Origin of the sequence: Roseomonas sp. KE2513, from assembly GCF_016107305.1 — a bacterium.
Taxonomy (GTDB): Bacteria; Pseudomonadota; Alphaproteobacteria; order Acetobacterales; family Acetobacteraceae; genus Roseomonas.
Map to the genome: position 1 here is coordinate 213772 of NZ_RCVR01000001.1, position 13650 is coordinate 227421.

The 13650-nt window shown below is 69.1% G+C and carries 14 protein-coding genes; 4 read left to right on the plus strand and 10 right to left on the minus strand.

From position 1 onward, the window contains the following. Nucleotides 1-8: 8 nt before the first annotated feature. The 9 genes from D9599_RS32190 to D9599_RS01110 all read right to left on the minus strand — a co-directional run bounded on the left by D9599_RS32190 (nt 9) and on the right by D9599_RS01110 (nt 8264). Nucleotides 9-1640, minus strand: coding sequence for a sensor histidine kinase (locus D9599_RS32190; protein ID WP_198379346.1), 1632 nt, complete (start codon nt 1638-1640; stop codon nt 9-11). A gap of 255 nt (nt 1641-1895) precedes the next feature. Beyond that, complete coding sequence (locus tag D9599_RS01075) at nt 1896-2717, minus strand: aspartyl protease family protein (RefSeq protein WP_309228504.1); 822 nt, start codon at nt 2715-2717, stop codon at nt 1896-1898. Nucleotides 2718-2881: 164 nt separating this feature from the next. After that, nucleotides 2882-3334 carry a hypothetical protein gene (locus D9599_RS01080; RefSeq protein ID WP_198379348.1) on the minus strand — a complete coding sequence of 151 codons (453 nt, stop codon included), beginning with the start codon at nt 3332-3334 and terminating at the stop codon, nt 2882-2884. Next, nucleotides 3331-3891, minus strand: coding sequence for a hypothetical protein (locus D9599_RS01085; protein ID WP_198379349.1), 561 nt, complete (start codon nt 3889-3891; stop codon nt 3331-3333). The genes D9599_RS01080 and D9599_RS01085 overlap by 4 nt, the downstream gene beginning before the upstream one ends. A 47-nt stretch (nt 3892-3938) precedes the next feature. Then, entirely contained in the window at nt 3939-4199 is a 261-nt protein-coding gene (locus tag D9599_RS01090) for a hypothetical protein (protein WP_198379350.1), read from the minus strand. A gap of 361 nt (nt 4200-4560) precedes the next feature. Next, nucleotides 4561-4689 (minus strand): DDE-type integrase/transposase/recombinase, encoded by a 129-nt coding sequence (locus tag D9599_RS32380; protein WP_198379351.1) that lies wholly within the window; start codon nt 4687-4689, stop codon nt 4561-4563. Nucleotides 4690-4898: 209 nt separating this feature from the next. Beyond that, complete coding sequence (locus D9599_RS01100) at nt 4899-6932, minus strand: methyl-accepting chemotaxis protein (protein ID WP_198379352.1); 2034 nt, start codon at nt 6930-6932, stop codon at nt 4899-4901. Between the two features lie 333 nt (nt 6933-7265). Next, nucleotides 7266-7634 (minus strand): hypothetical protein, encoded by a 369-nt coding sequence (locus D9599_RS01105; RefSeq protein ID WP_198379353.1) that lies wholly within the window; start codon nt 7632-7634, stop codon nt 7266-7268. 279 nt (nt 7635-7913) lie between these two features. Further along, complete coding sequence (locus D9599_RS01110) at nt 7914-8264, minus strand: hypothetical protein (RefSeq protein ID WP_198379354.1); 351 nt, start codon at nt 8262-8264, stop codon at nt 7914-7916. A 485-nt stretch (nt 8265-8749) separates the two neighbouring features. On the opposite strand from D9599_RS01110, the gene purL reads away from it, so the two are divergent. From purL to D9599_RS01130, 4 genes are read left to right on the plus strand one after another with little or no spacing between them, the layout of a single operon-like run. After that, nucleotides 8750-10996, plus strand: a complete 2247-nt coding sequence (gene purL, locus D9599_RS01115; protein WP_198379574.1) for a phosphoribosylformylglycinamidine synthase subunit PurL — start codon at nt 8750-8752, stop codon at nt 10994-10996. 13 nt (nt 10997-11009) lie between these two features. Next, the gene (locus D9599_RS01120) at nt 11010-11243 is read left to right on the plus strand and encodes a BolA family protein (RefSeq protein ID WP_198379355.1); all 234 of its coding nucleotides are present in this window, start codon (nt 11010-11012) and stop codon (nt 11241-11243) included. A 14-nt stretch (nt 11244-11257) separates the two neighbouring features. After that, entirely contained in the window at nt 11258-11599 is a 342-nt protein-coding gene (gene grxD, locus D9599_RS01125; RefSeq protein ID WP_198379356.1) for a Grx4 family monothiol glutaredoxin, read from the plus strand. Nucleotides 11600-11615: 16 nt separating this feature from the next. Then, nucleotides 11616-12845, plus strand: a complete 1230-nt coding sequence (locus D9599_RS01130; RefSeq protein WP_198379357.1) for an MFS transporter — start codon at nt 11616-11618, stop codon at nt 12843-12845. Here D9599_RS01130 and D9599_RS01135 read toward each other — a convergent pair. Continuing rightward, entirely contained in the window at nt 12842-13618 is a 777-nt protein-coding gene (locus D9599_RS01135; RefSeq protein ID WP_198379358.1) for a hypothetical protein, read from the minus strand. The genes D9599_RS01130 and D9599_RS01135 overlap by 4 nt on opposite strands. Between the last annotated feature and the right edge of the window lie 32 nt (nt 13619-13650).

The window sequence follows — 13650 nt, forward strand, 5'->3', positions numbered from 1 at the left end:
TCTTCTCGTCACGCCACGACCTCGGCGGGCTGCGCGATCAACGGCAGCCGAACGGTCAGCGTCGTGCCAGCGCCGGGCAGGCTTTCCGCCGCGATACGCCCGCCCGCGGCTTCCACCAGCCTTTCGCAGAGCGGTAGGCCGAGCCCCATGCCATCGGGCCTCGTCGTAAAGAACGGCTCAAACACGCGCGGCAGGTGCTCGGGCGCGATGCCCTTCCCTCCATCCACGACGCGGATCACCGCCTCCTGGCCCTCGGTAGAGGTCGAGACGCGGATCACCCGACGCTCCTCCGGCAGATCCCGCACGGCATCGGCGGCGTTGCGGACCAGATTATGCACGACCTGCTCGATGGAAATCGGATCGGCGAGGCACCAGGGCTCCGCCAGGCTGAGTTCCAGAACAAGGGAGATGCCCCGCTCATCCAGATCGCGCCGAATGAGTTCCGCAACACCCTGCGCGCAGGCATTGACCATCATCGGCCGTGCCTGCGGCTCCCGGCGCGACACATAGGCGCTCAGGCGGGAAAGGATGGCGCCGGCGCGCTTGGCATGACGCACATTGGCCTCCAGCACCCCCGTTACCGCCTCGGGCGTCTCCGGCGCGGCACGGGCCAACCGCAGCCCGGCCTGGCTCTGGCTCAGCACGGCCGTGAGCGGCTGCGCCAGTTCATGCGCGATGCCCGAAGCCATCTCGCCCACGGCGTTCACGCGCATGGCATGGGCGAGCCTCACCTCATGCTCGCCCAACTGGGCACGCTGCACCGCCTCACGCGCCAGACGCCGCGCTCGCAGGACGAGCACGGCAACCCCAACCGCCGCCGTGCCACCCAGCCCCACCAGGAGAAGCGACGCAGGCGAGAGGAGCTCGGCCAGGGACGGCGTACGGGTAACGCGCAGCACCAGCGGCTGCGAGCGGCTGCCGAGCGGCTTCTCGAAGACGAATGGGGGCAAGCCCGAAGCCTTCGCCACCCCCGCCTGCCCCTCGAAACAGGGGCGGCCCTGCGGATCCCGGAGGGTCAGCGCGGTCCCCTCGGCAAAGGGCGCCTCCGGTTCGACCAGGCGCGCCGCATCCACCCGCATCGTCAGCGCATCCGCCCCGGCCGCTGGAGGGAGCCGCTTCACGAGGGTATAATGTCCCCTCTCCCCACATTCGGGCGTGACCAGGCCAGACTGGCCCGGAGCGAGCGGCCGCACCGCATCGGCGACCGTGCCGGGAACGAGGTTGCCCGAAAGGGCCTCCTGCGTGGAGAAGAGGTGGCGGGGCACGTCGGCGAAGGCGATGGCCCCGACTGCCGTGATGCGGGGGTAGAACCGTTGAACCGCTTCGGCGACCGCGCGCGCGACCTGAAGGGGGGCGTCAGGGGAAACCAGCACGGCCGAGAAGCTGGTCAGGAAGGCGTCGTGCTGATCGGCCCGCTGGGACACCACGCGGTGCAGCGTCCGGGCCTCCGCCTCGAAGCTACTGGAGAGCTGCGAGTAGGAAGCCGTTGCCGTGAACGCCAGTCCTGCAGCGAGGACGGTCAGCCAGGACGCAAGCAGACGACCAACGGCGCCGCGACCTGCACCTGCCTGGCGTGGCCGCGATGCCTTCCTTCCAAGCCGCCTGTCCGGGAAGGTCTGCGGATGGGCGGCGTCATTCACAGGAGCGTTCCATCATATGCCATCGGCAGGCGGCTGCTGCGTGAAGAACAATAGCGCCAAACGGCCAGGACCACGTGACCACGATCCCTGCATCCGGAGCAAGTTCCAGCCCAGCGACGAGGGTGCTCGCGAGAGCAGCCCGGAGGCGGAGCGGCCGACCGGGTTTGCCTGGCCTGGTTTATCGGGTTCGCTGGGTCTCGGATTGGCAGCGCGGAGCAGGACCGCGTTCAGCAACTGGTCCTGCCAGACCCAGCATCACTTGGAGACGGGCCCGAGAAACAGCCAGCGGTTGATGAATGACAACCAGACCTTGCGGCGCTGCAGCCAGTCCTGACCGAGGATCATCTGCTCCTCTGAACCTCCCAGGCCCGGAGTGACGACGACGAGCTGGTCGCGCAGCACCTCATCCCCAACGGCGATCTCGTCGAGACGATACTCGCGCCCTGCGCGTCCGGCCGGATCGGAGCCGAAGGAACGCGTCCGACGCCCAGTTGCATTTCCCAGCGCTAGGCGGCTCGCGAGCGCCTCCGTCATGCTGGTGGCATTATCGCCTGACTGGATCCTTGCACTCACAGGTTGGCCATTCACCCGGACAGTGATCACCGGCACCCCGAGGCCGCGGAGCTCTACCGGTGCGCTCGCTGCGGGTGCCCAAGGCGGGGCGCCAGGGCGGCAGTTCAGGGGCCGGTGAAACGCGATGCGGTGGGCAGGTAGATCAATCTCCAGTTCCGCCTCCCGCAGCAGGTCGGCGCCGAGAACACCGTCAAAGCCGGGCCGCCCACCGGCATGACCGAAGAAGGGGCGCACCGCCAAGCTGCGCCCGGACCACTCATGGTCCAACGCCAGGATGCTCCTGCTGAGTACGTTCCGCTGGGTTACCGGCCCTCCAGGGCTCGGGTAGCTGGACTGCCGGCGCGGGTCCTCCGGTAATCCAAGCCGCTTGGCGACGTCGGGAAGAAGACTGGTCAGCCCGAGGCCGGTACTCACCTCAAGGACCACCGGCTTACCATTGATCTCGTCCGCCACATTCAGGCTTGAGCTACCCTGTAATGGGGCGGTCGCGCTTTCATCGAACACGCACTCCGGCTGTACCCGGCGCGTCGCGCCATCCGCCGGGGTCGAGCAAGCTCCCAGCAGAACCAAGTGACCGAGGACGGCCAGCCTGAGTGCCTGCTGGGGCACTTCGGTACAGCGCCTCATGCGCATCCCGACTGGCACCCTGACCGCGATGAACGATGCACTCAGGAAGAGGCGCCGGCAGGCACTCCCAAAGCGGGCAGTCCTAGAGCTTCGCCGAGCGGAGCAAAGAGGTTGACCTCGTAGTACTCGGCCGCATCCACCTGCTGGTCCTTCGCGTCCCAGCGGGCATAGCTGTCGGCTGTGACACGGATACGACCCTCACCCGCGGGTTGCTGCTGGACGACAAGGCGAGTGGCCGAACCGCGCGTGGCGGTGACCCGACCACGAGCCCGGTCAACCTCAGCGATGCGGTACCCGCGGTCCTGCAAGGTCGACACGATGCCGCGCATGACCCGGGTGGCGTCGGAGGTGTCGAAAAGCCGGTTCTGCATGCCGCTGACGTCAGCAGTACTGCGCTCGACGGGAAGCGCCGCCCTTTCCGCCGGTGGCATGACGCACGCTGTACCGGCCAGTGCGAGGAGAAGCGTGGCGTTTCGGAGGATTGTCCGGCTCATGTGCGTCCTCCGTTGAGGGCTGGTTGGGCAGCGAGCCGTGCCGCGACGCGGTCGAAGAAGCTGCTGTACGCAGAGTTTGTGCCGGATATCATCACGAGCTCACTGCCGCTGGTGTGCTGCTCCCGGCCCTCCACGGTGAGGCGGAGACGTGTTCCGCCGCCTGGCAGCGGTGTGGAGACAATCGTGTAGCGCCGGTCCGTGCGAGCCACGACAGGTCCGGCACTTGCCGGTCCGAGGAGAACGGCGAGCGCAATTCCGGCGGCAACCTGCCCTGCCATCTGCCCATCGCTCATCTCACGACGGTTAAGCCCCCCCACGACCCCGATCGCCTGCTCCTCCACGACGATCTGGCAGCCATCTTCCTGGGCCACCTGGCCCGCCGCAGTCAGGACAGCAGCCTCGTTGTGCGCGTACGTGCGGGTCTCCCGCTCGCGACGTTCGACGAGCTCCCTCGCGGACGGGTTGCCTCGCATGGCGATGCCGTTTGCTCCGCCACAGCCGGAGAGGGAGATTACCAATGCGGTGCACATGGCGATCCGCGGCAAGAGAGTGAGCACAAGCGGTTTCCTTAAGAGCGGTTCAGCTTGGCCATCGACGGCGGCACTCACCGTGCGCCGCACCGAAAGGCGTCAGCCTTTGCAGTACCGACGAGCAGGTTGGTGTAGACGATGGTATCGGCGCCGAGATCCGCCGCCCTGTTGCGCAGCGTGTTCGGCGCGTCGGTCGGCAGCATGTAAGGCGGGTGAGCCTCGACCTGCCCCAGACGCTGGCAGGCCGCGGTGTTCCCAGCCTCGACGGAGGTGAGCCGGGCGCCGGCCTCGGTGACGCTCGTGAAGCCGCTTCCGCTGCTCCCGGTAAGGGGCATGCTGATGCATCCCCCAAGAGGAAAGGTGAGCGCAGCGATCGCGGTGAGCAAGAGAAGTCGAACCATACCCGGCCTGTTTTCACGAAAACGCGAGCACTTGGATAGCATGATCATTTGACCTGGGGAATGGCTTGGAGTGGAAATGGTGCCCCGCTCATAACGTTGCTGCTGCAGGCCTCATGCAGCCGGGAGAACCTGCTGCAGGATCTGGTCAATACCGCGATGATCTTGCTCCAGTCCGCGATTTCTGCGGCGGCTGGTACGGCCCTTCACATGGCGGCTCAGCGTCGAGCGGATCGCCTGCAGGATAGGGCGCTGACTGCTCGCGGTGACCCGCTCGGACGTCATGCGCTTGACCGACTTACCCTAACCTAAGAACCCGCATGTCTCGGTGTTCGCTGAGCATGGCCCTGACCAGGTTACCGCGGCGGCCGATGGCTCGTTGGAGAATGCACCAACGTCCGCGGACCTTCAGATATCTGTCGTCCAAGGGCCAGGAACGCCGTCCAGCCCCTCCCTGGCGCGAGGGCTGACAGAACCCTCGGCAGCGTCAAGGAAGGACCGACAAGGCCACTTCCGGGTCAGCGGGCGAGGCTCAACCAGGCGGCCACCCGGAAGTAGGTCAGGAGGCATCCAGACAGAGCCCTCTTCCGGTAACGCAGACCTGTGGATGCTGACCCGCCGAGAAGCGGAACCGCCTCAGGCAGCCTTGCCCGAGCGGTTCACCAGGCCTTCCATGGTGCGGGTGACGAGTGCCTGTGTCGGCACGTCTTGCCGGAAGGCAACGTCCAGCACCCCTCCTCGCGAGTTGACGATGCGCGCCCAGGCAAAGTCGCTCTCCCCGGGAAGACCGACCAGGACCTCAGCACCGACATCGCAGGGCCAGTCGCAGGCGAGCGAGGCCCCGCCGAGCGAGATGTCCCGCAGGATCGCTGAGCCGGTGCCGTAGGTCGCGCACTTTAGCCTTGCCGGCGCACCAGCAGCGGGGATGCGCTCGTACCTGCCGCGGCCATCGCCCTCCTGGACGGCACGCATGGCGTTGAGGAAGTGGTCCACGTCCTGGCGAAGCCCGTCGGACTGCCCGGCCACCTGATCGGCCGCCTCAAGAACCCTGCCGCTGATTGTGCCGGACTGCTCGGCCGTCGCGCACACATCGCGCATGGCATGGGTGGCACTGTCCGTCACCTTGGAGACAGCCTGCACCTGGATTGCGATCTCCCGCGTGGCTGCGCCCTGCTGCTCGACCGCGGCGGCGATGGCGCCCGCAATCTCGCTCACCTGATCGATGGCCGCAGCGACACCGCGGACTGCCTCCACCGCCTCGCCGGTTGCGGACTGGATCGCACTCACCTGAGCGCCAATGCGGCTGGTTGCCTGCGCCGTCTGGTTGGCGAGTTGCTTAACTTCCGCCGCCACGACCGCGAAGCCCTTGCCGGCGTCCCCGGCACGCGCCGCCTCGATGGTCGCGTTCAGCGCCAGCAGGTTGGTCTGCCCGGCGATGTCCGAGATCAGCCGCACCACCTCGCTGATCTGGCCGGCCGCGTCGCTCAAGCCGGCGACCGTCGTGTCGGTGCTCTTCGCCTGCACCACCGCATCCTGAGCCGCAGTTGCGGCCTGGCCCACCTGACGGGAGATCTCGCTCACGCTGGCGGTCAGCTGCTCCGTGGCCGCCGCCACGGTCGCAAGGCTCTGCGAGGAGGCATTCGCATCGGAGACGGTACTCTCCATTTCCACCATGGTCTTCTCGGCGGCCTCGGCCATGCCGGCGGCGGCAGAGCGCATGCCATCGGCCGAACCGGTCAGCTTGACGAGGACGCCCGAGACTGTGGTGCCGAAGTCCGTGGTCAGCCGCTCCATGGCCTCGCCTCGGCGGTCCTTCGCCGCCCGCTCCGCCGCGGCCTCCTTCTCGGCCTGACGCGCCCGCAGAGCCCCGTCCCGGAGCACCTCGATAGCACGCCCGATCTGGCCGAGCTGGTCGGTACGATCAGCGCAGGGGGCGGGCTGGTCGAGCTTGCCGGCCGCGATGTCCCGAACGCTGGCAGCGAGCCCGCTGAGGGGGCGCATGGAGGAACGGAGCGCCAGCCAGCGCACGGTCCCGACGACAAGGATCACCAGCAGTCCGGCCAGCAGCCCCTCACGTACCATCCTCGTCACTGCACCCTGAAGGTTGGTCAGGGGCACACCCACGAAGAGGATGCCCGCGGGCTGGCCGGCCACATCCTTGATGGGTTCGTAGATCGTCAGGTACGGGGCGCCCAGGATCTCCGCCGTGCCCTGGTACGTCTCACCCCGGCCGATTACCGCCTCCCGCGCGGGCCCGGCGCCAAGCCTGGTGCCGACCGCCCTCCGGCCGTCCGGCCCGCGGACGTTGGTCGCGACCCGTGTGTCACCGGCAAAGATCGTGGCGACGCCGCCCGTCATGCGGCCGATCTTGTCCACGAGGTCGTCTCGCCCGCTGAGCGGCTGACCTCCGAGGAAGAGCTTGCCGTCTGCAGCCAGGCGCCAGTCGCTGCCCATCGCACTCAACTCGTTGCGCATCACCGCCAGGTTGGTGTGCAGGGCGCCCTGGACCGCCTGCATTTGTGCGTCATAGGCCACCCGCAGGGTCCAGGCCTGCACCGCCACCACCGCCACCACTACGGCCAACAACGACGTCACCAGCAGGCGCGGCACGATGCCGACGCGACGCGTGTAATCACGAGCCTTTCCGAGGCTCTGTGCCAGGTAGCGCATGCAGGAAAGCCTTTGGCTGGATGAGCTGCAAAGCACCCCGGACGAGGGGGGAGCCAAGGGCATCAGCTTGTCATGCACGTTCTAAGAACAGCTTAACATGTTCAACCGTCGCCCTCGGGTAATTCCTGGCCTGACATCCGGCGGGTCCGGCTGACGGTCTGGGTGGATGAGGATCCCGAGAGGGCGACGGCCCGTCGTTCTCCAGGAGAGTGGCAACCGCCTCCTCCCCTTGGGCACGCCAATGAGGGCTCATACTGCGTGAGTATGCTCCGGAGGGCCGGCCTTGGGCCGGACTCCCTGCCTTTCTTGCGGCTTGTACCAGGTCGGACTGGACTATCCCCCCGCCCCGCTGAGCGCGGAACTCACCCGTTCGACGCGCCGGGCGTCTTTCGCCGAGATCGCCAGGACGGCACAGGCTCCATCGAGGGTTGCAGCCAGGGAGGCCGTGAAATCAGGACCGCCCATCTCCCGGCGTGCGAGGTGATCCAGCAAGGTCGCGACACGCTCGCCCGCTCCAGTCCGCTCGACCGTGAAGACGCGCATGGTCCAGCCCTCCACCTTCGGGACGGCCGCCAGGGCAGCCCGCTTCAGCCCGGTCCGCACGTCGACACCGGGTGCCAGTCGGAAGGTTCGACCGGCATCGCGGACCACCTCCCGGTAGGAGCGGACACGAAGAGAGCGGGTCAGGGTGGGCTCGATCATGCCGCCAGCTTGCCATGCCGGGTCACGCCACGGGAGTGGCGGCCCGTCCCCTGTACCTGGAAGCGGAGGCCGCTGGATCCCAGGCGTCGCGTTGCCAACAGACCATCGTCGGCCGCGAAACAGACATGACGCGGAACGCCGCGGTGCTCAGCGCCAGCACCCTCCATGCCGGCGTGCGCTACAACATCATCCAGGACCGTGCGGAGATAAGCGGCGCACTCCGCACCTGCGACAAAGGGAACAGCGCGTGTAGGCACCTAGTCCAGCAGGTGCATTCCGCTACCGGCCTTGGCTCATAAAGCTCAGCACCTCGCGGCCGAGCTGCTCGTCAGGCGTGTTGAAGGCGGCAACTTCCGAAAGGTGGTTATGGCCCATCAGGCGCAGGAAGCGAGGGCAGGCGCCGTCGCGCTCGCACAAGGCGGCCAGCAGCTCGGCGCCGCGCACGTCCAGGCCAGGATTGTCGTACTCGGCGATAACCAGAAATGTTGGCACCCTTGCGCCACCGCGAAGATGGGTGATCGGGGATCGATTGGAGTACTGCGCCGCGCCATCGCCGAAGTAGGCCTGCATGTTGCGACCATTCGGATCCGCCGGGTCGTATTCCAGGCGGTAGCGTCCGCTGATCAGCACGGCGCCGGCGACGCCGAGGCCCTCCGCAGGCTGCAGCGCTTTGTCGAAGACATAGCTCGCAACGCCTTCTTATCGCCCTGGCTGAAAGCCTCGCCAACCCACCCCCTCCGCAGCATCGAGCACCTGATCGTCCGCGCCTGCCGCCGCGCCCACCGCCTCCTCGGCCTTCCCTTCCTCCTCCTCACCCGCCGAATCGGCCTCCGCTCCGCCCTCCCGGCCCCGCCCTGGCTCCTCCCCGATCCCGATTTGTCCGCTTTCTGCGCCCGCAGCCTCCCGGGCACCCTGCCGACCACCCGCCGCGACATCGCCGCCCTGAAAACCCGCCTTCGCGCCCTGAAACACCTCTTCAAGGCCTCCAGGGGCCGCGCCCGCATCCCCCGCTCGGTCCGTCTGGCCTGGCCGTAAGCACCGCCATGCGCCCAACACCCACCCCTACCCCCGAAAGCCCCCTCGACAAGCAGCAAACCCCTGCCCAAAACCCGCCCATGCCGAACCCGCCCTTCGAGAACCCCGCGAACCTGCTGGACGAGGCGAAAGCCCGCGCCCTAGCCAAGGATTTCGGCCTCAAGGGCGATGAGTTCGACCGCGTCCTCACCATCCTCGGCCGCAACCCCTCCCTCACGGAACTCGGCATCTTCTCCGTGATGTGGAGCGAGCACTGCTCCTACAAATCCAGTCGCGTCTGGCTGAAGGAACTGCCGACGAAGGCCCCCTGGGTCATTCACGGCCCCGGCGAGAACGCCGGCGTCATCGACATCGGCGACGGCCTCGCCGCCATCTTCAAGATGGAATCCCACAACCACCCGAGCTTCATTGAGCCCTACCAAGGCGCCGCCACCGGGGTGGGGGGCATCCTCCGCGACGTCTTCACCATGGGCGCCCGCCCAATCGCCAACCTCAACGCGCTGCGCTTCGGCGCCGTGGACCACCCCCGCACGAAGCAAATCCTCGACGGCGTCGTCCGCGGCATCGGCGGCTACGGCAACTGCGTCGGCGTCCCGACCGTCGGCGGCGAGGTCAACTTCCACCCCGCCTACAACGGCAACCCCCTGGTCAACGCCATGACCGTCGGCATCGCCAGGAAGGACCGCATCTTCCTCTCCGCCGCCGCCGGCATCGGCAACCCTGTCGTCTATGTCGGCTCCAAGACCGGCCGCGACGGTATCCACGGCGCGACCATGGCCAGCGCGGAGTTCTCCGAGGACGCCGAGGAGAAGCGCCCCACCGTCCAGATCGGCGACCCCTTTGCCGAGAAGCTCCTCATCGAGGCCTGCCTCGAGTTGATGGAGACCGACGCCATCGTCGCCATCCAGGACATGGGCGCCGCCGGCCTCACCAGCAGCAGCGTGGAGATGGCCGGCAAGGGCGGCGTCGGCATCGAGCTGGTGATGGACAACGTCCCCCAGCGCGAGGAGGGGATGACCGCCTACGAGATGATGCTGAGCGAGAGCCAGGAGCGCATGCTCATGGTCCTCAAGCCTGGCGAGGAGCACGTAGCCGAGGCCATCTTCCGGAAGTGGGAGCTGGACTTCGCCGTCATCGGCCACATCACCGACACCGGCCGCATCACCTTGCGCCACCACGGCAAGCTGGAAGCCGACATCCCCCTCGCCCCCCTCGAATCCGAAGCCCCCCTCTACCGCCGCCCCACCGCCGAAACCCCGAAGCAGCCCCTGCTGGACTCCACCACCATCGAGGACCCGGCGGGCATCCCGGCCGCGCTCCGCACCCTCATCGCCTCTCCCGACCTCTGCTCCCGCCGCTGGATCTGGGACCAGTACGACAGCACGGTCGGCGGCGGGACCGTCCGCCGCCCCGGCGCCGCCGATGCCGCCATCGTCAAGCTCGAGGACAGCCCCCGCGCCCTGGCGATGACCACGGACACCACCCCCCGCTACTGCGCCGCGGACCCCGAGACCGGCGGCGCCCAGGCCGTGGTGGAAACCTGGCGGAACATCACCGCCACCGGCGCCAAGCCGCTGGCCATCACCGACAACATGAACTTCGGCAACCCAGAGCGCCCCGAGATCATGGGCCAGTTCGCCGCCTGCATCCGCGGCATGAAGGCCGCCTGCCTGGCGCTGGACTACCCCGTCGTCTCCGGCAACGTCTCCCTCTACAACGAGACCCGCGGCGTCGAGCAGCCGCAGGCCATCCTCCCCACCCCCGCCATCGGCGGCGTCGGTGTGATCGAGGACGCCCGCAAGGCCACCGGCCTCGCCCCCTCCGCTGGCCAGGAAATCGTCCTCCTCGGCGAGACGCGCGGCCATCTAGGCCAGTCCCTCTGGCTCCGCGAGATCGCTGGCCGCGAGGAAGGCGCCCCTCCGCCCGTGGACCTCGCCGCCGAGCGCCGCCACGGCGACTTCGTCCGCGAGCGCATCCTCGCGGGGGCCATCACCGCCTGCCACGACCTCGCCGACGGCGGCCTCCTGGTCGCCCTGGCCGAGATGGCGCTGGCCGCCAACCTCGGGCTGAACATCGAGCGCGGGCCGGAGGGCATCCCCCCCCACGCCTTCTGGTTCGGCGAGGACCAGGCCCGCTACCTCTGCGCCACCCCCGACGCCCCGGCCCTGCTGGCCGCCGCGAAGGCCGTCGGCATCCCCGCCCGCACCATCGCCCGCGCGGCAGGCACCACGGGGGCCTTGGCGCTGCCCGGCCATCCCGCCATATCACTGGACGAGCTGCGCGCCGCGCATGAGGGCACCCTTCCCGCCCTCATGCGCGACGCCTGAGAGGAACCCCGCCATGGCGATGCCCGCCGCCGAGATCGAGGCGCTCATCCGCGCCGCCCTGCCCGACGCCCGCATCACGATCGAGGACCTGGCCGGCGACGGCGACCACTACGCCGCCACGGTCATCTCCGAGAGCTTCCGCGGCATCCCTCGCGTGCGGCAGCACCAGATCGTCTACGCGGCCCTCCAGGGCCGCATGGGCGGCGCGCTGCACGCCCTCGCCCTCCAGACCTCCGCCCCCGAGTAGAAGGAGCCACCTCTATGTCCGACAACCCGGTCTTCCAGCAGATCAAGTCCGAGATCGACGCGAGCCCCGTCACCCTCTTCATGAAAGGCACGCCGGTCTTCCCGCAGTGCGGCTTCTCCGCCCGCGTCGTGCAGATCCTCTCCCACATGGGCGTTCCCTTCCGGGGCGTGAACGTGCTGGAGAACGGCGAGATCCGTGAGGGCATCAAGGCCTTCTCCAACTGGCCGACCATCCCCCAGCTTTACGTCAAGGGCGAGTTCGTCGGCGGCTGCGACATCGTCACCGAGATGTTCCAGTCCGGTGAGCTGGCGACGCTGCTCTCCGAGAACGGCGTCCCCCACTCCCAGGCGGCCTGACCCCCTGGCCGGCGGCGTGCCGCCCGACAAATCGGGCAGCCTCGCCGGCGCCTCCTGGAAGGTCGCCCTTTCCGTCACCCTGCTGATGCAGACCGTGGCGGCCTTCCTGAACCAGGGCGTGCCGGTGCTCGCCCCGCTCCTTACCGGCAGCGCCGGCCTGCCGCCCGAGGCGGCGGGCCACCTCTCGGCCCTCGGCACTCTCGGCGTGCTCGTCTTCCTCATCCTCGGCGGCCCTATCCTCGCCCGGCTCGGGCCGGTGAGGACGTTGCAGGCGGGCGCCCTGATCGGGGCGGCGGGCATGGCCCTGGCCTCGCTCGGCGGCACGCTCGCGCTGGCCGCGGCCTCCGTCATGATCGGCCTCGGCTACGGGCCCACGCCGCCTGCGGGCAGCCGCATCCTGGCGGCGACGGCGCCGCCCCGGCACCGCTCCCTCATCTTTTCCGTGAAGCAGGCGGGCGCGCCGCTCGGCGGTATGGTCGCAGGGCTCGTCCTCGCGCCCGTGGCGGTCGCCTGGGGCTGGCCCGGGGCGCTGGCGCTCGCGGTCGGGGTCGCGGTGGTGTCGGCCCTGGTTATCCAGCCGAGCCGCGCCTCCCTCGATGTGGAGCGGGAACCGGACCGGCCGGTGGGGATGCGCGCACTGTTCAGCCGGCGCAACATCGTCGGGCCCTTCGCGGCGCTGCGCCTGCACCCTTTGCTGACCCCGCTGACGGCGCTCGCCTGCTCGCTCGCGACCGTGCAGGGCTGCTTCTTCGCCTTCGCCGTCACCTGGCTGACCGAGACGCACGGCATGACGCTGGTGGAGGCCGGCATGGTCTTCGCGGCCATGCAGGCGGGTGGGGTGCTCGCGCGGGTGGTGCTCGGCTGGGCGGCGGACCGGACGGGCAACGCGGCGATGAACCTCATCGGCCAGGGGTTAGGCGGGGCGGCTGTCGTGGCGGTCTTCGTGCTGCTCCCTCCCCTCGGCTTCCTGCCGACGCTCGCGATCGGCGGGCTCGCGGGCTCGCTGGTGGCGAGCTGGAACGGGATCTACCAGGCGGAGGTCGCGCGGCTCTCGCCGCCCGGGCGGATCGCGGAGGCGACGGCGGGGTCGAGCACGCTCTGCTTCCTCGGCTACCTCATCCCACCAGCGATCTTCGCGGCGCTGGTGACGCTGACGGGCAGTTGGCTGCTGCCGCAGCTTCTCGCGGCGGGGCAGTTGCTGGTGGTGGCGCTGCTGGTACTGCCGCGGCTACGGCGGGGCGGCTAGGCGGCGAGCGTCGTCGCGCGGCGGCGCTGCCAGGTGACGGCGGCGACGAGGGCGAGCATGACGGCGGCGGCCAGGGCGGCCGGGATGTTCACCTGGTTAATGCCTAGATTGGCCGCGATCACGGCCAGGAAGGCCCAGCCGACCGCGCCAGCGAACCAGGCGGCATCCCGGCGGAGGAGCCAGGCGATGGCGGCTGCGGCGCCGCCGGCCGCAAGCAGGATGACGACCGCGAAGAGGGTCGCGCCGATGCCGTGCTCCGGCATCATCCCGGCCGTGCGGGCGGCCGTGGAGAGGTTCACGAAGCTGGCCGCCGTGAGCCAGCCCGCCAGCAGGCCGGTGAGCGGGGTGACGATCCAGCGGGCGCCGAGGCCTGCCTCCGGCGTGTTGCGCGCGACGAAGAGGGCCGTGAGCGCGCAGGCCGTGCCGATGACGATGATCAGGAAGAGACCGAAGCCGACGCTGGCGGAGAGCTGGGAGATGAATTCCCAGAGGGTGTTGGCGGCGAAGGCGCCCGCGAGCGGCCAGCCGGTGCGCTGCGCGAGGGAGCTGCCGCGGTTGATAGGAAGAAATTGCCACACGCCGTAGGCGACGGCAAGGGCGAAAATAAGGGTCCAGATGGAGAAGGCGTAGCCGGCCGGGACGACCGGGGTTCGCGAGGCGGCCGCGACGGCGGCCATGGAAGTGCCCATGCCGAGCGCCGGCAGGAAGGCGACGATGATCTGCGCCCAGGGGAGGAGCAGGCAGAGGAGGCGGCGGAGGTGGTCCTGCTGCACGCGGGCGATTCCCTGAAAACGAGGACGGCCGG

Bases quoted from the DNA above. Each gene is read 5' to 3' on its own strand.
- D9599_RS01080 (WP_198379348.1), bottom strand. From the start codon at position 3,334: ATGAGCCGGACAATCCTCCGAAACGCCACGCTTCTCCTCGCACTGGCC.
- D9599_RS01090 (WP_198379350.1), bottom strand. From the start codon at position 4,199: ATGCCCCTTACCGGGAGCAGCGGAAGCGGCTTCACGAGCGTCACCGAG.
- D9599_RS01100 (WP_198379352.1), bottom strand. From the start codon at position 6,932: ATGCGCTACCTGGCACAGAGCCTCGGAAAGGCTCGTGATTACACGCGT.
- D9599_RS01105 (WP_198379353.1), bottom strand. From the start codon at position 7,634: ATGATCGAGCCCACCCTGACCCGCTCTCTTCGTGTCCGCTCCTACCGG.
- purL (WP_198379574.1), top strand. From the start codon at position 8,750: ATGCCGAACCCGCCCTTCGAGAACCCCGCGAACCTGCTGGACGAGGCG.
- D9599_RS01120 (WP_198379355.1), top strand. From the start codon at position 11,010: ATGGCGATGCCCGCCGCCGAGATCGAGGCGCTCATCCGCGCCGCCCTG.
- grxD (WP_198379356.1), top strand. From the start codon at position 11,258: ATGTCCGACAACCCGGTCTTCCAGCAGATCAAGTCCGAGATCGACGCG.